19 protein-coding genes are annotated in these 19,345 nt (G+C 59.6%); 7 read left to right on the forward strand and 12 right to left on the reverse strand.

Annotated elements, in window-relative coordinates:
- Positions 1-38 precede the first annotated feature (38 nt).
- Entirely contained in the window at positions 39-647 is a 609-nt protein-coding gene (locus AC2444_RS12090; protein WP_012757853.1) for a LysE/ArgO family amino acid transporter, read from the reverse strand.
- Between the two features lie 100 nt (positions 648-747).
- On the opposite strand from AC2444_RS12090, the gene AC2444_RS12095 reads away from it, so the two are divergent.
- A complete protein-coding gene (locus tag AC2444_RS12095; RefSeq protein ID WP_012757854.1) occupies positions 748-1,641 on the forward strand; it encodes a LysR family transcriptional regulator ArgP in 894 nt (297 codons plus the stop codon).
- Between the two features lie 48 nt (positions 1,642-1,689).
- Here AC2444_RS12095 and AC2444_RS12100 read toward each other — a convergent pair whose 3' ends face one another.
- The 10 genes from AC2444_RS12100 to AC2444_RS12145 all read right to left on the reverse strand — a co-directional run bounded on the left by AC2444_RS12100 (position 1,690) and on the right by AC2444_RS12145 (position 8,680).
- A complete protein-coding gene (locus tag AC2444_RS12100; protein WP_012757855.1) occupies positions 1,690-2,049 on the reverse strand; it encodes a hypothetical protein in 360 nt (119 codons plus the stop codon).
- Between the two features lie 109 nt (positions 2,050-2,158).
- Positions 2,159-2,641, reverse strand: coding sequence for a transcription elongation factor GreA (greA, locus tag AC2444_RS12105; protein ID WP_012757856.1), 483 nt, complete (start codon positions 2,639-2,641; stop codon positions 2,159-2,161).
- A 212-nt stretch (positions 2,642-2,853) separates the two neighbouring features.
- Positions 2,854-3,039 carry a DUF3008 family protein gene (locus AC2444_RS12110; RefSeq protein ID WP_003560205.1) on the reverse strand — a complete coding sequence of 62 codons (186 nt, stop codon included), beginning with the start codon at positions 3,037-3,039 and terminating at the stop codon, positions 2,854-2,856.
- Between the two features lie 38 nt (positions 3,040-3,077).
- On the reverse strand, positions 3,078-3,287 hold the full coding sequence (locus tag AC2444_RS12115) for a hypervirulence associated TUDOR domain-containing protein (protein ID WP_012757857.1): 210 nt from the start codon (positions 3,285-3,287) through the stop codon (positions 3,078-3,080).
- A gap of 107 nt (positions 3,288-3,394) precedes the next feature.
- Positions 3,395-3,628, reverse strand: a complete 234-nt coding sequence (locus AC2444_RS12120; protein WP_012757858.1) for a DUF2171 domain-containing protein — start codon at positions 3,626-3,628, stop codon at positions 3,395-3,397.
- Positions 3,629-3,708: 80 nt separating this feature from the next.
- Positions 3,709-4,665, reverse strand: a complete 957-nt coding sequence (locus AC2444_RS12125) for a DUF2950 domain-containing protein (RefSeq protein WP_012757859.1) — start codon at positions 4,663-4,665, stop codon at positions 3,709-3,711.
- 20 nt (positions 4,666-4,685) lie between these two features.
- The gene (locus tag AC2444_RS12130) at positions 4,686-6,053 is read right to left on the reverse strand and encodes a DUF3300 domain-containing protein (RefSeq protein WP_012757860.1); all 1,368 of its coding nucleotides are present in this window, start codon (positions 6,051-6,053) and stop codon (positions 4,686-4,688) included.
- 92 nt (positions 6,054-6,145) lie between these two features.
- The gene (locus AC2444_RS12135) at positions 6,146-7,174 is read right to left on the reverse strand and encodes a DUF2955 domain-containing protein (protein ID WP_012757861.1); all 1,029 of its coding nucleotides are present in this window, start codon (positions 7,172-7,174) and stop codon (positions 6,146-6,148) included.
- Entirely contained in the window at positions 7,164-8,270 is a 1,107-nt protein-coding gene (locus AC2444_RS12140; RefSeq protein ID WP_012757862.1) for an HlyD family secretion protein, read from the reverse strand. The genes AC2444_RS12135 and AC2444_RS12140 overlap by 11 nt, the downstream gene beginning before the upstream one ends.
- A 152-nt stretch (positions 8,271-8,422) precedes the next feature.
- A complete protein-coding gene (locus AC2444_RS12145) occupies positions 8,423-8,680 on the reverse strand; it encodes a hypothetical protein (protein ID WP_012757863.1) in 258 nt (85 codons plus the stop codon).
- Positions 8,681-8,826: 146 nt separating this feature from the next.
- Here AC2444_RS12145 and AC2444_RS12150 point away from each other — a divergent pair, with 146 nt between their 5' ends.
- The 6 genes from AC2444_RS12150 (at position 8,827) to AC2444_RS12175 (ending at position 16,168) form a co-directional block, all read left to right on the forward strand.
- Positions 8,827-10,647, forward strand: a complete 1,821-nt coding sequence (locus AC2444_RS12150) for an adenylate cyclase (RefSeq protein WP_012757864.1) — start codon at positions 8,827-8,829, stop codon at positions 10,645-10,647.
- Positions 10,648-10,790: 143 nt separating this feature from the next.
- A complete protein-coding gene (locus tag AC2444_RS12155) occupies positions 10,791-12,206 on the forward strand; it encodes an alpha/beta hydrolase (protein WP_012757865.1) in 1,416 nt (471 codons plus the stop codon).
- A gap of 50 nt (positions 12,207-12,256) precedes the next feature.
- The gene (locus tag AC2444_RS12160) at positions 12,257-14,413 is read left to right on the forward strand and encodes a mechanosensitive ion channel family protein (protein WP_487762894.1); all 2,157 of its coding nucleotides are present in this window, start codon (positions 12,257-12,259) and stop codon (positions 14,411-14,413) included.
- Between the two features lie 54 nt (positions 14,414-14,467).
- The gene (locus AC2444_RS12165) at positions 14,468-14,872 is read left to right on the forward strand and encodes a hypothetical protein (protein WP_012757867.1); all 405 of its coding nucleotides are present in this window, start codon (positions 14,468-14,470) and stop codon (positions 14,870-14,872) included.
- A 106-nt stretch (positions 14,873-14,978) separates the two neighbouring features.
- A complete protein-coding gene (locus AC2444_RS12170; RefSeq protein WP_012757868.1) occupies positions 14,979-15,626 on the forward strand; it encodes a MarC family protein in 648 nt (215 codons plus the stop codon).
- 341 nt (positions 15,627-15,967) lie between these two features.
- Positions 15,968-16,168: a hypothetical protein gene (locus AC2444_RS12175; RefSeq protein WP_012757869.1), complete on the forward strand. Its 201-nt coding sequence runs from the start codon at positions 15,968-15,970 to the stop codon at positions 16,166-16,168.
- Positions 16,169-16,354: 186 nt separating this feature from the next.
- On the opposite strand, the gene AC2444_RS12180 is transcribed toward AC2444_RS12175, so the two are convergent.
- A complete protein-coding gene (locus AC2444_RS12180; protein WP_012757870.1) occupies positions 16,355-19,147 on the reverse strand; it encodes a DEAD/DEAH box helicase family protein in 2,793 nt (930 codons plus the stop codon).
- Between the last annotated feature and the right edge of the window lie 198 nt (positions 19,148-19,345).

Here is a 19,345-nt window from a genome sequence, read left to right on the forward strand (position 1 = left end):
GACCTGCGCCGCACCGACAGCCGAACGCCGAACGCCGATCACAACCCACCCAGCAGTTTGAACGCTATGATCCACATCGTGAAAGCGACGAGCGTTTCCAGCATGCGCCAGGATGAGGGTTTCGAGAAGATCGGCCGCAGCCGCTTTGCGCCATATCCGAGCGAAAAGAAGAACAGGAAGGAGCCCGTCACCGCCCCTGCGGCGAAAGAAGTCTGCTCTCCCGGATATCGCGTCGATATCGTGCCGAGCAGCACGACCGTGTCGAGATAGACGTGCGGATTGAGCCAGGTGAGTGCGAGGCAGGTCGCGAGCGTCTGCCGAAAGCTTGACGACTTTGCTTCCCCGGCCGTCAGAGCAGCGGACGATCTCAAGGCGGAATAGAGGCTTCTTGCTCCGTACAAGACCAGAAATGCGGCTCCGCCATAGCGCATGACCGGATCGAGCCATGGCATGAACCTGGCGATTTGCTGCAGGCTGGTCACGCCAAGCACGATAAGCGCGGCATCCGATACAGCGCATGCGAGGCAGACGGCAAAGACATGTTCGTTGCGCAAGCCCTGGCGGAGGATGAAGGCGTTCTGCGCGCCGATGGCGACAATCAGGCTGAGGCCCATCATCAGGCCGGTTCCATAGATCGAAAAATTCATCGCTTCGGCCAACGCCCCTCATTTCGGTGAGGCTGCGCTATCGCGATTAGGAGAATTAGGCTAATTAATCCATCTTACTCCAATTAAGCAAAACTAATCCATGCTCGACTATCCCGCTCTTCGCGCCGTCGCAACCATTGTCCAGACAGGCAGCTTCGAAAGAGCCGCGACCGCGCTGAACGTGACGCCTTCGGCCATTTCCCAGCGCGTGAAGCAGCTCGAGGAGCGTCTAGGCGTCGTCCTCATCGTCAGAGGCACGCCGTGCACGGCGACCGAAAAGGGAGAATGGCTCTGCCGCCATATGGAAAATGTCGGCATGCTCGAAGCAGAACTCTTCGGGCAGCTGCCGGCCCTCGTCGATCCCAACGAACCACGCCAAAGGGTCACGCTTCAAATCGCGACGAATGCCGATAGCCTCGGGACATGGTTCGTCGAGGCCATGTCGAATTTTGCCAAAAGCTCTTCCTATCTGCTGAATATCGCCGTCGACGATCAGGACCACACCGCCGAATGGCTGCAGCGCGGGCGGGTGATCGCCGCCGTCACCAGCCTGGAAAAGCCGGTCCGCGGATGCAGGCGTTTTGCCCTTGGGGTTCTGCGTTACCACGCCACGGCAACGCCCGATTTCGTCGCGCGCCATTTTCCACAGGGCGTGACATCAGAGGCGATCCGCAACGCTCCGGCGCTCACCTTCAATCAGAAGGACAGGCTGCAGAGCAGTTGGATCAGGCGAACGTTCGGACGCGATCTCGATTATCCCACCCACTGGCTGCCGTCGCCGCAGAGCTTCGTCGAGGCGAGCCTTTCGGGCATGGGATGGGGAATGAACCCGACACAGCTGACCCGCGAGCACCTCGCATCCGGACGGCTAGTCGAGCTGGTGCCCGACACTCCGCTCGATGTCTCGCTCTACTGGCAGATAAATCGCCTCGCCGCCGACCGCCTGGCGGATCTGACGCGCGAAGTCGTCACCGTGGCCCAGCGCCGTCTTTGATGCATCACTCAAAAATGCGGCATCATCCCGGTGACCGGGTTGCTTTTATCAGACGTAAGCCGTGCGGCTGCCGAACTCGCTGGTCTCGTCAAAATTCGTCGTGCCGATACGCTCGCTTTCGCCGGAAAGTTCTTTCGGAACGTCACCGGCAGGCTTCGATGCAGCAGACGCCTGAGTTTGGCTGCTCTCGCTCGCTTCGAGCTTGGCGATCTTCGCCTCCAGCGTATCGATAGATTTTTCGATCGTGGCGTTCTCTTGCTCGTCCTGCGTTTCCGACAGGGCTGCCTGCTTTTCGGCAAGCTGCGCCTCGAGAGAGGCAAGTTGGTCTGACGAACTGGAAGACGAGGTTGAAGCGGCTGAACTCAAAATGGTGGATGCAGAACTGGAAATTGCGCTGACCATGAGCATGACTTTCGATGATGGAATGTCATCGTTCTAGCCACGGATGGTAAATGTTCGATAAATAAAGTACCGTATGGTACCAAAATAATGAGAGGGCTACGCGAATAGCGCTCTCCTACGCGATGGCGATGATCTCCAGTTCCTGGCCGCCTGTCTCCACCATATCGCCGACAGCCTTGCCCATCAAAAGCCGTGCGACTGGCGAGACATAGGAAATCGATCCGGCCTTCGGATCAGCCTCGTCCTCTCCGACGATGCGATAGGTCTGCACCCGCCCGTCGTCACGACGGAAAGTCACCGTGCTGCCGAAGGCGACAGTATCGATTGACGTAGGGGAAGGCATGAGCTGAGCGGTGCGAAGTCTTGCCGTTAAGTAGCGAAGATCACGCAAAGGACTGGCCGCCTGCCGCCGCCTTTCGTTCACGTCTTCGATTGGGCTCGCAGCATCATAGGCCTCGCGAGCCTGCTGGAACTGTAATTCCAGAGCCTTCAACCCCGCTTCCGTGACAAGGTTCGGATGAGCCGAAATCGGACGATCGGGCAGCAGGGTTTCCGAAGCGGTTTCGAAACTCTCTTCCTTGGTAAAAGCGACGGCCAATCTCGAACTCCATTTTAGCGCGATGCGCTCTTCTAGCTGATGGGCAATTGCCTCGAAACGATCGTCGGAACCATACACCGACCGCGGACGAACCGCCAATCTTGCTTCATAGGCAGCCATCGCCGGCGGCAGAGGCAACCGCTTTCAAGGTCACGGCCCCGTAGCTGTTAAGCGCGGGAACGTCCTGTAACGCATGGCGGTGCTCGGCACCCCTATTTCGAGACGTGCTGGGGTTTGCCCTTCCTCTTGGTCGATGCAAATTCCTCAAGCTGTTTCTCGCTCATGGATTCCACCATCTGTTTCGAGGCGCCTTTGAGTTCGCTCTTCGGCGTCTCGCCACGCTTGGCCGAAAGTGCGGCGCCTGCCGCCTTCTGCTGGGCCTTGGACTTGGCTGGCATATCGATCTCCTTTTGCTCGAACAGAACGGCCGCCGGCGTCAAAGCTTCTTGAGTTCCTCAGGCTTGTGTGCCGCGCGCTTTCCCGATTTGTCGCTCTCGACTATATATTGCGGCTCGGCCTTCGATGCCTTCACGCTGTGGCCTTTGATCTTCGTCGGACTGCTCTGCTTTTTGACCACCCTGCCCTCGGTCTTTCCCTGGCTAGTATTCCAGCTTACCTCATCGCCCCTCTTCAATTGCTTCGACATTGGCGGGCTCCTTTTGCCGAAAAGAGTGAGTAGTTTTTGGACGACATCGTGCTCTGATCATCCTGTTCCAAGGAGGCTGCGGCCCGCAAGCCGCAGCCGACCGGCTGTCAGTTGATGGTGGCCCACTGGCTTCGAACATCCCTGGCGTTCTTCGACAGATGGACGTGAGCATCCACGTGATCGACCCAATCGATCGGGATCAAGTGGTGCTTGCCGTCCTCCGAATCGAGCTTCGTCAGCTTGATGCGCGTGGGGCCGTCGAGGTGATCGACTGTGCCGACATGGGTGCCGTCGGCAGCCCGCACTTCCATATGTTCACGGATCTGCTCTGCGGAAATCATCGTTTCCTCCTTTGCAACATTGTCAGGTACGAAGCGGCAACGAGGTGGAGCAGACTTGGTTCCAAACACGCGCACCGTGTTCAATCGGCAGTCACGTCCCAATTGTCACCCGGATTGAAGGTCCTGACGCCAGCAGCTATTTTTTCGGTCTCCCGGCCGAGATCGGCCTGGTAGACCGTGCCGTTCGCGTTCACGACGAAGGTGTGCACGCCGGTTTCGCCATATCGGATCGGCCAGGCGATAAGGGCAAATCCTGCGATCATGTTGCCGTTGATCACATAATCGAACTCTCCGCCCGCGATGTTCGGCCCCTGGCTGTCGATGATCCTGTAGCGATAGCCGTAATAGCCCTCGCCGGCCTTGGCCTTATCAAGCGCCGCATTGTCTTCGAGGGCATTGCCCGCCGGGCTATCACTCTCGCCGAGATCAGGCGACCAATAGAGACCATCGGTTTTGCCGTCGCTGCTGATCAGTTTCTGGGCATACTCCAGGACGCCGTCATCATCGTGGTCGGCGGAAGAATATTCCTTTTGGGCGTCGACATAGGCCTGCATCGTGTCGATAGTCTGCAATTCGTTCTCGCCAACGCGACGATTGATGATCTCCTCGAACCCGGCATAGGTGTCGAAACCCCATTTGCCATCGTCGCCCTTCACGATCGGAAATGGCAGAGGCCATAATTTGTCGCCGATCTCGATGATCTTGCGGTTATCGACGTCCTTGACGACGATCTTCTTGCTTGTGCCGTCCCGGATCTGTGCGTAGGTGTCCATCACCCCTTCGCCTGCTTTCGCTTTCGCTGCATCGATGCCCAGCAGCGCCGTAAACTTATCGAAATCATCAGCCGCCAAGGCCGCCTTGAAAGCGTCGATGGCCTGTTCCGGCGTCTCGAATACGGGCGGATCGCTCTGCGCGGCGAAGCCCGAGATGACGGTCGCATCGGATGGCTCCGCTGCAGATGTGGAAACCGGATTGGTGGCGAGAACCGCAAAAGCGAACACCGAACCCAGAAGCATGTTTCTGACTGATCTGGTCATGACTTTCCTCCTTCTTCCGGTTATCGACGACGGCCGCCGCCACCACCGCCGCGGCGGATTTCTCCACGACCGCCACCGCGATTGCCGCCGGCCATGGCCTGTCTGCCGCGGTTGGACTGCATCTCAGCGCGCCTGCCGCTATCGACCTGGCCGAGTGCCGACGGCTTTCTCGGCCGGCTGTCGACCCGGGCCGCGGGCTTCGGCTTTGCGACCGGGCGTTTGGCGTTGACCCCGGGCCTTGCGTTTTCGGCAGCCCTGTTCGGCGTCCTTGCCTCGGGCCTGCGGTTCTGCGCAGCCTGCGCGCCCTTCCCGCCCCCGGGAGCCACTCCCGTATTGCCTGCCTTGTTGCGAGCAGCATTGACCCTGTCCGCATCGATCTTGCTCTTGCGGACATCGTTGACGCTGACTTTGCCTGGCTGGTCGCGGATCGTGTTCGCACGATCGTTGCCTCTTGCTCCGACCCTGTTGTTGCCGTTCGCCTCGATACTGGTCCGGAAGGAGCTGCGGTCGATCTTGTTGAACTGCGCACTGTCGAACCCGATCTTGCTGCGGTCGACGTTTTTCCAGTCGACGTCGTTGATATTCACTTTGCCGTTGATGTTGTTGAAGCAGTTGTTGCAGTCGATATCAACGTTGCCGTTCCAGCGCCCGCCCCATACACCCCAACGGTTCCAGTCGACGGCAGCCGCCCACACTGCTCCCGTCACCACGCCGGCAAAAAAGGTGGCGGTCGGATAGTAGTAGTTCGGATACGGCTCGGAATAGTAGCCGATCGGCGCGGCCACATAGTTCGGTTCATACAGCATCTCCGGCGCATACTGCGGAACGTAGATCTTGTCGGGACTGGCGGAGACGATCACCACATTGTCGTTCTCCTGGCTGACCTTGATCTTGTCGTCGCTCTTGATGATGCCGTCGGCGACCGCTTTGTCGCGCAGTTGCTGTATGGCGATCAGAACGTCCTTCTGCTGGTAGGAGAGCGCCTCTCCGAGAGACTGCGTCCAGTCCAGATCCTCGCTCATCATCGTGACGATCTGAGGATAGTTCAGCAGCGATACGATGCTGCCGTCCCACGTCGTCTTCGGCTTGAGCTCGGGCTGCTTCTTCAAGGTTTCGAGAAACCGGGCTGCTTCCACGACCTGCAGAGGATAGAGCGACGCCGATGTGACGAGCGCGACCAGTTCGTCCGGATAAAGTGCAATCCGCGCTACCAGGATTTCGAGTTCGTCCTCGCTCAGCGGCGCCGGCGCGTCGTCTTCCGCCGCGACGGGACTGGAAGCGGCAGGCTCCTGCGCGGCGGCGATCGGCATCGGATGTGGCGAAAACGGGAACCCTGCAAAAGGCAGGAACAGGCCCGTGGCGATTAACAATGCATGAGGTCTAGCCATCTCAAATCCTCCTTGAGGTCAGACATGGTGTGTAGGCTGCCGGCTTTAGTATATTCACATATACTTACATTCATTCCAGTGGCGAGGAAATGTCATGCCGATATCCTCTTCGTTTCCCTCGTCCGCGGCCACAGGATGACGGCAAACAGCAGCGCGTAGATCAAGGCCGCTGCGACATAGACGATGCGGGTCGCGAAGGATTCTGCAGCACTCCCCGGCAGAGGCGAGACCCCGAGGCCGAACAGGATCAGGAAGGTTGTCAGGGCGCCGGCAAAAACCGGGGCGTCCTTCGAGCGACCAGCCGCGCGCCCTCCGATGAGGAGGACGACGACGAGAACGATGAGGAAGATCGAGAAAAGATTGGGGCGCAGCGATAGCGCGGCATAGGCAACGGAGGCGAGCACTCCGCCGAACAGGTTGACGAGCACGAGCCCGATCGCCACTCGCGCACTCGCGGCAACGTCGAGCTGCCCGAGCAGCGAAGCAACAGTGATCGGAATGACCGCCGCAGCGGTCAGGTTGTCGCTCGTCAGGCAGATCACGACGGAGCCCAAAAGGATGACCGTGTTTGCCAGCGCCCGAAGCAAGGCCGGCGGCCGCTCGTCGATCGCCACCGCCTCAACCTCCAGGGAGAACGGCTCGGGAAAGACCGCATGGGCGAACCACATCAGAGCCGTGCCGGACAACACCCCGGCGACCAGGATGGACAGGATGGAATTGGCGAGCTCCTTGTTCAGGATGCCGAGCAGAGGCACGATGATCGAAACGACGAGCACGAGAAAGACGGCCGGTCCTCCCTTTCCCGTCGACTGTGCGGCGAAGCACGCAAAATAGGTCAGCCCCAGGATCAGCAGAAATGGCGCCGGGCGGTCGCCGAGCACCTTGGTCAGAACCATCATCGCCATCCCGGCGATCAGGATGATCATCGCCGCGCCGATGGTCTTGCCGAGCGGCATCGGCCGCGAACTTCCGAGCAGAAACTGGGCGGCAAAGAGCGGACCGAGGAAGGGCACAATGGCCCCCGCATAGACTGCGAGCGTGAAGCCGATCGAGACCGCGAACGCAACCCGCAGCCCTTTGCGTTTCTGCTCCTCGACCGCGAGGCTCCTCTCAGCGGACATAGGTCAGCACCGACATGATGCGGATCCAGAGCGATCCCCAGGCATTGGTGACCGGGTTGTCGCCGGTGTAGATGACGACGGTCGCCTGCGAGCCGTAGCGTACGCCGCCCTTGGGCCGCTGCGCCTCCTCGATGATGAGGCGGACCGGAAACCGCTGCGGCTCCTGGACCCAGCCGCTATCGCTCCGGATCGTCGGCAATCCGGTGTTCGGGTCCGTGCTCCCTTGCGATACACCGAAACCAACGCTCTCGACCTGCGCCGGAAACACCCGACCGGGAAGCGCGTCGAAAAGAACTTCCGCCCGGTTGCCGACGGCTACCTTCTCGAGGCTGTTCTCCTTGAAGGCGGCGGTGATCCAGATCGTGCCGACATCGATAAAGGTCATGGCTGACTGTCCAGCCGACACAACCTTACCCGTTGTAAGTTGGAGGTTGGTCACGACCCCGGCCGAAGGTGCCTGAACGGTGGTCCGCAGCAGATCGAGTCGTGCCTTTTCGAGCGCAGCCAGAGCTGCCCGGAGCTGCGGATTGTCATTTCCGCTCGGCCCGAGCTGCTCCTTGGCCTTGGCCAACTCAGCCTCAGCACCGGTGACGGCCGCCTCTGACTGACCGAAAGCCGATTTGGTTGAATCAGCCCGCGCTTTGGAATACACGCCCCTCTTTTGCAGCTCTGCGGCGCGCGCAGCTTGTTCGCGAAGATTGTCCCGATCGACTTGGGCCGTTACGAGCTTTGCCTGCGCCGCATCGACAGCAGCCGTTGAGGCGCCCATTGACTGGCCGACACTTGCAAGGCTCGCCTCGGCCTCACTGACCGCGAGTTCATAGCGCTCGGGATCGATACGAAAGAGAATCTGATTGGCCTCGACGCGCGAGTTGTCGGCGACGCCGACTTCCACCACCCGGCCGGTAACTTCGGGCGCGATGCCGACGATATAGGCTTGGACCTGAGCCTGCGAGGTCGACGGCGTGCGCCGCTCCATGAAGATGGAGAGGACGAACAGGACGAGCGCAAGGAGGAGGACGATGAGTGCTATCCTGCGGAGTGGATTCCGAGGCGTTGGGGAAATGGCAGGCTCGTCCAAGTTTTCGGAAACCACGGCAATATCCTTCGGAGGCGTTTCGTTTCGTGGAAGCGCAAAGTTTCAGCGCCGGACATTTGTCGCGATGGTCGTTGCCGGGCGATGGAACGCAAGTAGGTAACCGTAACATACGCCTCGCGATGGCTTGCCGCGTGCGTAGTCTCGCCTCGTCAGCGAGCGGTTGGCGGTACCGAGGCGTCAAGCGCGCCCTCTATCTCCTTGGAGAGTTCGGCGATCAGTTCCTGGTATTCGACGACGCGCTCCTCGCGTTTCGGATCGGTTGAGACGTTCCATTTTTGCAGCGCCGATTGGGCGTCGGCAAAGTCCCTGCAGATTTCCCGAAAATCCTCACTGCGGGCAGAGAGATCGTCGATCGCCTTGATCCTGGCTGGAAACTGCCGACGGACTGCGGTCACGTCTTCGTCCATGGTCCACTCCTTACCGGCATTCGAGACGTCGCCACTGCAACGTGTGCCAGATCCCGATCTTCATGGACGACGATCGGTTCGTGGAGTATGTTACCGTAACATACGGTCTGGCAGCGATGTGACTCCACGGGGGATTGGGGACAGACATGCAGACATCGATACCAGCAGAGGGGTCTGCTGCACCCATTTCTTCAAGGCCGGCGCCTCAAGCCGACGATATCAGCGAGCAACTGGAACGTGTCGTCTCCAGCCCTGAATTTCCGGGCGTCGGTCGCGCGGCAGCGTTTCTCCGCTATGTCGTCTCGGAAACCCTCGAGGGTCGGGGCAACCGGATCAAAGCCTATTCGATCGCGATCGAGGTGTTCGGCCGGGATCCCGGCTTCACCCAGGACGATCCGGTGGTCAGGATCGAGGCCGGACGGCTGCGGCGGTCGCTCGAGCGCTATTATCTCGTCGCCGGGCAGCATGACCCTGTCAGGATCGACATCCCCAAAGGCGGATATGTTCCAACCTTCGCCTGGTCCTGTCCGGAGTCAGCCGAAATTGGAGACGAAGACGCTGGCGAAACATCGCCCTCTGAGGTCCGCCCCGGAGGCTGGTGGCGCGCAAGGCGGGTGTTGTTGCCGGGTGCTGCTGCGCTCGCTGCGGTGACTATTTCGCTCTATTGGATCGGGACGCGATCTCCCGCTCCGTCGCTCGAACGCGTTGCAAGCCTGTCGCCCGATCGTCCGGCCCTCGTGGTCGCTCCCTTTGCCAATCTCGGCGAAGGGCCGGAGGCACAGCTCTACACGGCTGGCCTGACCGAGGAACTGATGACCATCCTGCCACGGTTCAAGGAGATCAAGGTCTTCGGCCGCGAAACGTCCAAGTCCCTCCCCGCGGATGTGGGCGCATCGGAGATTCGGGCCGAATTCGGCGCACGCTACCTCCTTGCCGGCGGGGTACGCACGTCGGGCAAGCGTCTTCGTGTGACGGCGAGACTGCTCGATACCTCGGACGGCGAGATCCTCTGGTCGGAGAACTATGACAATGATCTCGCATCGGGAGACCTGTTTGCGATCCAGACGGATGTCGCCAGAAAGGTCGCGACCGCCATCGCCCAACCCTACGGGGTCATGGCACAGATCGACTCCGCCGGTCCGCCGCCGGACGACCTCGGCGCGTATGAGTGCACGTTGCGCTTCTATGCCTATCGTTCGGAACTGAGCGCCGAAGCGCATGCGCGCGTCCGGGATTGCCTAGAAGCTGCGGTCGCGCGGTTTCCGAGCTATGCGACCGCCTGGGCAATGCTGTCGATCGTCTATCTCGATGAGGACCGGTACAAGTTCAATCCGACACCAGGCCAGGATTCGGCCATACAGCGCGCACTCGATGCCGCCAGGCGCGCAACGCAGATCGATCCGAACAATACGCGCGGACTTCAAGCGCTGATGACGGCGCTGTTCTTCGACAGGCAGCTGGCTGAATCACTTCGTGTGGGCGAGCAGGCGCTCGCCACCAATCCCAATGACACCGAACTGATGGGCGAGTTCGGAACGCGGCTTGCGATCGCTGGCCAGTGGCAACGTGGAGCAAGCCTGCTGGACCAGGCCATCGCGCTCAATCCAGGCAGCGGCGGCTTCTACCACGGAACGCGAGCCCTGGCCGCCTACATGCTCCGCGACAACCACACCGCCGTGCTGGAGATCAGGCAGGCGAACATGCAGAAGTTCCCTCTATTCCATGTTGTTGCCGCCATCATCTACGCAGAAGCTGGCATGATGGACGACGCCCGCCGGGAAGGACAGGTGTTCGTCGGCATGCGACCAGACTTCCTGCCGAACATTGTAACGGAACTCGCAATGCGCAACATGCAGCCCGAAGATCGCAATCGTCTGATCGAAGGACTTCGCAAAGCGGGGATGACGGTGCCCGATCCCGACGCAATTGCGTCGACTGCCGCCACCTCGGACCTGCAACCTCGCTGATACTGTCTCCCCGACCGTAACATACCCGATCATACGGGCACGCCATCTCGTCTTCGCATAGTCTGACCTCAGTGCCGACTTCGACCGCCGCGGCGTGCGGCGTCGAGGCCCGTACAAACTTGACAGGGCTATGAGGAACGCCAGTGAGCACAGCAAAATGTCTTGACGGCCGAATTCAACCAAGCCCTTCCCTAGCGCAATTCCAGCAAAAGTGCGCAGCGGTTTTGCGTCCGGAATTGCGTGAAAACAAAAAGACAGAGCATTTCCGTGGCTCGGAGAAACTAGGTAATGCTCTGGGTTTGAAATGGATATCGGCTCTGCTGCTGCTCTGCGCATTGGCCGGATGCGGCGGCCACCCGAAGAACGTGCTCATCCCGGTTGCCGATAGCGCGCCGAACGCCACCAAGGTCGCCATGCTCGTGACCACGACGCGCAGCCGCTCCACGATCCAAGGCGAAATGTTCACGGGCGAACGCGCACTCGCCCCGGCCTTTGCCGACATCACCGTATCCATCCCGCCTGCGAACGTCCGCAAGATCGGCGAAGTCGCCTGGCCGAAAAGGCTTCCATCCAATCCGGCAACGGACTTCGCAACCTTGAAAGCCGAGGAGATCACGCGCGACGACGCCAAGAAATGGCTGAGCGCCTCTGTCAGGAAGAGCCGCGACCGCAGCGTGCTGGTGTTCATCCATGGCTTCAACAACCGTTTCGAAGATTCCGTCTATCGCTTCGCTCAGATCGTCAAGGATTCTGGCGTCCACAGTGCGCCCGTGCTGGTGACGTGGCCGTCGCGCGGAAGTCTGCTCGCATATGGCTATGACAGGGAGAGCACCAACTACACGCGCAACGCATTGGAGATGCTCTTCCAGTATCTCGCGAAGGATCCAGAGGTGAAGGAAGTCTCGATCCTGGCGCATTCGATGGGGAACTGGCTGGCGCTGGAAGCGCTTCGGCAGATGGCGATCCGCAACGGCCGCCTCCCTGCCAAGTTCAAGAATGTCATGCTGGCCTCGCCCGACGTGGATGTCGATGTCTTCCGCCAGCAGATCGTCGACATGGGCAAGCAGCATCCGAATTTCACCCTGTTCGTTTCGCGAGACGACCGCGCGCTCGCGGTTTCCCGCAGGGTATGGGGCGACGTCGCCAGACTCGGCGCCATCGATCCCGAGCAGGCCCCTTTCAAGAAAGAGTTGGCCGACAGCCAGATCACCGTGATCGACCTCACCAAGGTCAAGGCGGGCGACAGGCTGAACCATGGAAAATTCGCGGAATCGCCCGAGGTCGTTCAGCTCATCGGCGCTCGGATTTCCGACGGCCAGACGCTGACCGACAGCAAGGTCGGGCTCGGGGACAAGATCCTCGCCGCGACGACGAGCACGGCGGCGGCGGCGGGCAGCGCCGCCGGCCTGATCCTTGCCGCCCCGGTCGCGGTCGTCGATGCCGACACCAGAGATAATTACGCCGGCCAGGTCAGCGGCCTCACGGGTCCCGTGGGTACGCGACCGAAGGCGTCCGAGTGCACTGCCGCGGGCCGATCGAAGGAGACATGCAGGCAATAGCGCTTCAGCAACCGGCAGACGCAACAGCTTCATCGAGATCAGGATAGACGATGCCTTTACTTTCCAAGATCCGCATGGTCAGGCCGCTTGTCATCGGGGCCACCCTGGCATCCATTCTCCTTTGTGCCTCCATTGCCGTGGCGCAGAGCGCGACGCCTGCGAGCCCGCAGCCTGAAAGTGTCCAGCGCTTTATCGGCATGTTCTCGGATCCGGATGTCCAGCGCTTCCTGCAGCAGCAGTCGGAAGCTGCCAAGGCCGTGACGGAACCGCCCGTCGCAACGCCGAACGCCGACCCTTCATTCTCGGAATTTGCGATGCGGTTCCGTGTCCACGCCTCCGGCCTTCTCGGGGCTATCCAGTCCTTTCCTTCGGAGACGATGCGTGGTGCGGCCATACTCGACCAAGACATCCAGGCGAACGGCGGGACGCGGCCGATCTTCCTGGTCGCTGCCTTCGTCGCCGTCGGTCTGGCCGCGCAATGGCTGTTCTGGTGGATCAGCGCCGGCTGGCGCTCATGGATGGCACGTGCACCCTATGCGACGGTTCTGGAAAGAGTGACCGCATTGACTGCGAGGCTTCTGTGGGCGGCATGTTACGTCCTTTCGTTCGGTCTCGGCAGCATTGGCTTCTTCCTGCTGTTCCAATGGCCGCCAGTCATCAGGGAGATCGTCGTCGGGTACCTCTTCGCAATTGTCGTCTTCCGTCTGGCGAGCGCGCTTTTCGACGTGTTCCTGGCGCCGCGGGCGGAGGAAGGGGGTGGATTTCGTGTCGTCCCGATCACAAGCGATACCGCCGGCCACTGGGCAAAACGCCTGGGCTATCTCGTCGGCTGGTATGCCTTTGGCTGGGTGAGCATCCGCCTGCTCGGTACTCTCGGCTTTTCGGTCCCGGCCCGACAGCTCGCCGCCTATTCTCTCGGCCTCGTGCTGCTTTTCATCGGTATCGAAGCCGTCTGGAGACGGCCGTCTCAATTGGCTGCCGGTCAAGCGAGCCGGATCGGCCTGCGGACGCGGAACTGGCTCTGGACAGTCTATTTCGTTGCCGTCTGGCTGTTGTGGGTGGTCGGCGCCATGAGGCTGTTCTGGATCGCCGTGGTCTGTGCCGCCCTGCCCGGTGCCATCGCCCTCACCAAGGCGTCGGTCAACAATATTCTGCGCTCTTCCACGGACGAAGAGGACGGCCACAAGAAAGGCACCGTCGTCTCGGTGATCGTCGAGCGCGGCATCAGGGCGGCGCTGATCGTCGGCGCCATCATCCTGCTTGCCGATGCGCTCGATATCAGGCTGACGCAAATGACGATGCAGGATTCGCCGCTTCTACGCCTCGTGCGTGGCCTCCTCAGCGCCGGGATCATTCTTCTGGTCGTCGATCTTGCCTGGAGCGTCGTGAAAGTGCTGATCGATCGCAAGCTCGGCGACACCGAGGCCGTCCTGGAAGTCGGTAGCGAACGAGAGCGGCGGCGCACGCGTCTCAGAACACTCCTACCGATCCTTCGCAATTTCCTGATGATCCTCTTCAGTGCCGTCGCAATCATGATGGCACTGTCATCGCTGGGGGTCGAAATCGGTCCGCTGATCGCAGGCGCCGGCGTGGTTGGCGTCGCGATCGGCTTCGGGGCGCAGACTGTTGTCAAGGACGTGATCAGCGGGATGTTCTACCTGCTCGATGACGCCTTCAGAGTGGGAGAGTATATCCAAAGCGGCAGCTACAAGGGCACCGTCGAGTCCTTCAGCCTGCGATCCATCAAGCTCCGGCACCAGCGCGGCGCGGTCTACATCGTGCCCTTCAGCGAGCTTGGAGCAGTCCAGAACATGAGCCGCGACTGGGCGATCGAGAAGATGACGATCACCATCACTTACGATTCCGACATCGAGAAGGCCCGCAAGATCATCAAGAAGATCGGCCTGGAACTGTTCGAGGATCCGGAGTTCAAACCGACGACGATCGAGCCGTTGAAGATGCAGGGGATAGACAGCCTCGGCAACTCAGGCCTGCTCCTGCGGATGAAGGTCATGACACTTCCGGGCCAGCAGTTCACGCTGAAGCGGCGGGCCCTGCGGATGATCCATGAGGCGTTCAACGAAAACGGCATTAAGCTCGCCGTGCCGACTGTCCAGGTCTCGGGCGGCAGGGACGACGCTATTGCAGCCGCTGCCCAGCAGACGCTCGCCGCTCACAACGCGGCCACCGCTGCGGGCCCGGCCTGAGGCCGGCGCTTTTAGGCAATGAAACGAAACACGAGAGCAATGGGAGGAAATGAAATGAAGATCCTGGTCATTCTATCGCACATGCTTGCGACACTTGCCGTCATGATGACGGTCAGCGCGCCCGTCCTCGTTCCCGAAACGGCCGAAGCCGCCCGTCGTGGCGTGGCGGCATGCGGTCCGAGAGGCTGTGGCGCCGCAGCCTGCGGACCACGCGGATGCGCTGCGGTCGGACGCCGAACCGCTCCAGTCGTTCGCCCGCCCGTCCGGCGTGGCGTCGTGGTCGTCGCCCCTCGCCGCTATTGGCGTCCAGGGACCGCCATCGCCGCAGGTGCTGCCATCGGTTTCGTCGCCGGAGCTGCCGCCGTGTCCTTGGCAGGTACGCCGCCACAGTCCGGTCAATGCTGGTATTACACCTCGCCCGCCAAGACGACAGGCTTCTGGGACGTGTGCCCGCGCTGAGTGCTCGCAGAAAGACCGGCGAGTTCGTTTGGTTCTCTTCGTCACTATCCTCCCCCAGCTGGGGAGGGTCTCAATTTCCGCGTCACAAATTTAGAGGGCACGTTCCATGGATTTCACAGTCATCGATGCCGCACTCGTCGGAAAACTTCTCCTGCTGCTTCTGATCGGCATGGGGCCGAAGATTGCCCTGGTGCCGTTTCTGGAAAAGACCCACGCCTTCGATACCCAAACCAAGGTGCGCATCGGGCGCCAGATGGTTATGATCGCCGTTGTCACGGCCCTGATCCTTTTCGCCACCGGCGCTCTGCTGATGCGGCTTCTCCACATCACGGGCGGCGCCGTCGCCGTCGCCGGCGGCATCATCCTCGCGCTGATCGCGATCAAGATGGCATCAGGACCGATAGAGAAGCCGCATGACGACATTGCGGCGCCAGTCGATCCAGACAAGCTGGCCGTATTTCCGCTTGCGGTCCCTTACCTGCTCAATCCTGTCGGCATTACGGTCATCATCATCGCCTCCGGTGAAGTCGTCTCGATCACCAGCGCGATACTCGTCATTGGCCTGATCCTGATCGTCGGCGCGTTGGACTATCTGGTGTTCACCAACATCGACAAGCTCGCCAAGCGTATGAAGCCGGTCACCATGATCGTCTCGGAGGTGGTCTTCGGCATTCTGCTGACCGCAGTCGCAGTCCAGTTGATCGTCGTCGGGCTTGGCAATCTCGGGATCATCACCCCGGGCGCGGCACACTAGATCCGACAATTTTCGGCCGGACCGACCTAAAATTTGAACCGGGACTCTAAATCAAGAAATAGAGCGTGATGTCGTCCGAAACCGCTCACGCATCTCGGCATCATGTTTAGCTGCAGATTTGCGATCCCCCTGCACGGAAAGCCGGGGGATTAAGCTCGATGACAGGCTGCAAAGGTGCCATAGACGGCCGGCGGGCACGCAACGATCATTCAATATCTCTGATGTTATCCATAAGTTCTATTCGTTTGAATGATGAGTTTTCAAGGCCCATATTAGGATCATGGACATGGACGAACCTCCCATTGACGACCATGCCCTTGACCCTAGAAAGGAACCGGAAAATGACCACTCTCACCTATCGCGGTGGTGGTAAGTCCCTCACCTCCAGCGAAAGCCGCTTCGACCTGGCAGATTATGCCCGTAAGCTTGTGCTCGCCTGGACGCGCTGGCAGACGGCCCGCGAAATCGAAGCCATGCCCTTCGACATTCGCAAGGACATCGGCTGGCCGAGCACGGACGACAACAAACACCGGACCATGTAATGAATGCGACATTCCTCCCAAGATAAGGGCGGCGCCTGCCTCGTGCAACGCCACCTTTTTCTTCTTCCGAATTCCCGAATCTGCTTATCGATTGTCGCTCGCCTTTCCGGCATTGGATGGCCCCGCAACTGCATATCAGGCGCAAACGCGCCGCGGCAGGTGGGAGCCAGCATCAGGCTTTCCCAATTACTCCCACCGGCTAATTCTATCGGTTTTCCTTGTAAACGCAGAAGCGAATGACTTCGCGCGGAATTGGAGCAGTTTCAGGCGACCCTGGGCACTGCGCGTGTATACAAGTTCCGAATAACCGACGTAACGATTCCACAGCTGGGCGAAATATATGGCATCCTCCCTTTTCCGGCCGATGATCGACGGGACTGCATGATAATCCACCCGGTTCAGCCGCCAGAATTTTGACGACCTGACGAGAATGTAGCGGGGATTCTGTGGGGGAATGAGGACTTCCCGTAGAGCGTCGAGAAAGCGGGACCGCTCAATTGTCGTGGCACCCTCAAGCCGGCAGTAAATCATGCCGTTTTGGTCGAGCGTCGCCTCGACACTCACTTTTCCCAATTCGGTCCTTATGACGCCCATATGATGCAGCGTCTCCAGAACGGTTATTCCCACTTGCTCCATGCTCCCTTCCAGGGAGCCGTTCCGCAGCAGCAACAGACTAGCTTTGAGTGCACCCGGCAAGCAGAAGATGGCCAGTATTGCGAACATAACGAACAGGACCAACTCCAGTTGTTGGAGCGATCGGATGTGCGTAACGCGAAAGCTGTGCAAAAATCCGTTCAAGATCATGCCGGCGAGCGCGGCGCTGTGCGCAAACAGAAACTTTGTCGTATTCCAGTTAACTAGCCCCTTAGGGGCATAGTTGCTCTCCAATGTTTCTTGCATCCTCGCAACGGCGCGTTTGCTGTGCAGCGCGCTATGCCAGCGGAATTTCAGTGATTTGCGGTCTGCAGCCCTCCGTTCCATCATTTTGTTGATGTCATCAACACCGCGCGCATTCCATTTGGCAGTACCCAGCATCAATCGTTGAAAACCGCTTTGGATCAGCGGAGGCTCGCCGAAGGACAAAGCTTCAAACGCGTAAAATCGGCGTTTTAGCGCATCGACGTCGCTGCCCAGGTCTATTGTCATGGTGTCATAGGGATCGGGCGCTTTTCTGTCGGTCGATTTCCTCCCGAAGCGCAGCGGTATTCTCTGCTCGAGCTTTTCAGGGTCGATGACCGCCAGATGCCAGACGTTCGCGGCCTTCTGAGGGCTTCGAGGATCGATGCGAATGGCACGACCGCGCATCTGATTGGAGAGCACGTATGATCCCACCGTACTTGCCAGGATCAAAGTGTTTACGGACGGTGCGTCCCATCCTTCACCCAGCAAAGCTTGGGTGCCGACCAGGACCGTGATCCCGCCGCGACTGAACAGTTCAGTGATCATATGGACAATATTGCGGCTCAGCTCGCCGCCAAGTTCCACGCTCAGAAAGCCGGCATCGAATGCCGTCTGTTGATAACGGATATGTTCTGCACCTATACCAAGACGGTCTGCGATCTCGTCAAGAATTCCTTTTGACCCCGCCGGAATGACAACCAGACTCCCGGTCAGAATTCCAAGCTTGAGATCAAGTTCGGACCGCCGCAGCGTCTCGAAGATTGGCACGACGCCCATTCTCTCGATGGGCTGAAGGTCCGCGGGGGCAGTGGGCAGCGCATCCTTCCTTATATAGTCGGAAAGGATAACCATACGGAGTTCGTCACGCATCGACGCGCTTTCGAGCCGGGTAATATCGACGATCGCGTTTAGCTTGCTCGCGCTTGATACCAGCAGCTTCTGAACCGATCGTGGATCAGTCAGTCGCACTCTGCTGTGCTCCACTGCCCTAATTTCCCTCAGCCTGTCTTGCTGGCAGCGGATTGCCTGTTCAGCTTCTTCGAAATCATTGCGATAGGTGTAGATAACGCCGTTCAGCAATACCTCTATCCATTGAAGCGTCAGATCCGGTATTTCACGCACCTTGACGCCGAGAATGTCGAGAGTCGACTGCGGCAGGTCGACATATTGGGAATTCAGGAAGATGAGCATGCTGGAGAAAAAGCGTGCATCGTCCAGTATATGCTCCACATTCTCGATCGGCTGCGTAATCCATGGATGGCGCAGAATTGCCTCTTTGAATTCTGCACTCTCAAGCAGCGTTTCAATGAAGTCTCCGATCTGCGCGCGAAACTCGGCCAGCTTCTGTGCTTCCAGCGCACTCGGCAGGCTGAAGTGGACATAATCCTGATGCGGGCAAAGATCGCCTTGCAACACAAGTTCCGGCACGGAAATTTCACCGTCGATCGGCCCGCAAAGCGCCTGATAGCGGTCCCATTCCTGAGGATCTACATCATAAGGAGGCGTAGCTGTCAGCGCGACGACAGTGGGTTGGCCTAGTGCTTCCTTGAGCATCGTCAGCGCCTTCCACCACTCGTTTCTAAGATGGTGCGCTTCATCGAGCACAAGGGTGCGAACCTTCTCCTCGCGCAGCTTCGCGATGATTTTCTTTCTCGCCTTCTCCGTTTCCTGCTTGCCTGGTTCGCCGGATTCCGCCCCGTCGCTGCCCTCCTCTTCACCGTCGAGGACTTCTTCTTCGGACGGATGGCCCGAGAACGCCGCATGCAGAGCTTGATAGGTGATGATCGTGACGGTTCCGGGCGCTCTCACATCGTGGGAAATCCACTCCGGTTCCGCAAGGTCGGGGGGCAGGAACATCGTGCGCAGCCGATGCGCCCATTGGTCCCGGATGGTCTTGCTCGGAGCCAGAATCAAAGTCGCCTCGCCGAGCCTGCACATCACTTCAAGACCTAAAACCGTTTTACCGGAGCCGGGTGCCGCGACAATATGCAATCCGTCATCGCCGATGAGATTTGCAAGATCATCAAGTATCTTCTGCTGATATGCTCGCCACGTGCCCTGAAAAGCGAGGTCCTTCATTCAATGCTGCCTTTTGGATTAAATGCGACGAGTCGTTGTGGAAGCTCCGACTAAAATACTCTTCAGGAAACACTGCACCATCTTGGCGTGGGTCATGCAGCGCCAGTTATGCTTCCCGCATGCCTTTTGACGAAATTTCAACGACAGCGCAATGAACATCAGCTGGCTGTAATGAATGCGACATTCCTCCCCAGATAA

Source organism: Rhizobium sp. WSM1328 (assembly GCF_057653715.1).

Excerpts from the sequence above, each read along its gene's own strand:
- AC2444_RS12100 (WP_012757855.1), bottom strand. The coding sequence starts at position 2,049 with ATGCTCATGGTCAGCGCAATTTCCAGTTCTGCATCCACCATTTTGAGT.
- AC2444_RS12090 (WP_012757853.1), bottom strand. The coding sequence starts at position 647 with ATGAATTTTTCGATCTATGGAACCGGCCTGATGATGGGCCTCAGCCTG.
- AC2444_RS12170 (WP_012757868.1), top strand. The coding sequence starts at position 14,979 with ATGGATTTCACAGTCATCGATGCCGCACTCGTCGGAAAACTTCTCCTG.
- AC2444_RS12180 (WP_012757870.1), bottom strand. The coding sequence starts at position 19,147 with ATGAAGGACCTCGCTTTTCAGGGCACGTGGCGAGCATATCAGCAGAAG.
- AC2444_RS12095 (WP_012757854.1), top strand. The coding sequence starts at position 748 with ATGCTCGACTATCCCGCTCTTCGCGCCGTCGCAACCATTGTCCAGACA.
- AC2444_RS12165 (WP_012757867.1), top strand. The coding sequence starts at position 14,468 with ATGAAGATCCTGGTCATTCTATCGCACATGCTTGCGACACTTGCCGTC.
- AC2444_RS12130 (WP_012757860.1), bottom strand. The coding sequence starts at position 6,053 with ATGGCTAGACCTCATGCATTGTTAATCGCCACGGGCCTGTTCCTGCCT.
- AC2444_RS12110 (WP_003560205.1), bottom strand. The coding sequence starts at position 3,039 with ATGCCAGCCAAGTCCAAGGCCCAGCAGAAGGCGGCAGGCGCCGCACTT.
- AC2444_RS12175 (WP_012757869.1), top strand. The coding sequence starts at position 15,968 with ATGACCACTCTCACCTATCGCGGTGGTGGTAAGTCCCTCACCTCCAGC.
- AC2444_RS12125 (WP_012757859.1), bottom strand. The coding sequence starts at position 4,665 with ATGACCAGATCAGTCAGAAACATGCTTCTGGGTTCGGTGTTCGCTTTT.
- AC2444_RS12150 (WP_012757864.1), top strand. The coding sequence starts at position 8,827 with ATGCAGACATCGATACCAGCAGAGGGGTCTGCTGCACCCATTTCTTCA.
- AC2444_RS12120 (WP_012757858.1), bottom strand. The coding sequence starts at position 3,628 with ATGATTTCCGCAGAGCAGATCCGTGAACATATGGAAGTGCGGGCTGCC.
- AC2444_RS12115 (WP_012757857.1), bottom strand. The coding sequence starts at position 3,287 with ATGTCGAAGCAATTGAAGAGGGGCGATGAGGTAAGCTGGAATACTAGC.
- AC2444_RS12135 (WP_012757861.1), bottom strand. The coding sequence starts at position 7,174 with ATGTCCGCTGAGAGGAGCCTCGCGGTCGAGGAGCAGAAACGCAAAGGG.
- AC2444_RS12160 (WP_487762894.1), top strand. The coding sequence starts at position 12,257 with ATGCCTTTACTTTCCAAGATCCGCATGGTCAGGCCGCTTGTCATCGGG.
- AC2444_RS12145 (WP_012757863.1), bottom strand. The coding sequence starts at position 8,680 with ATGGACGAAGACGTGACCGCAGTCCGTCGGCAGTTTCCAGCCAGGATC.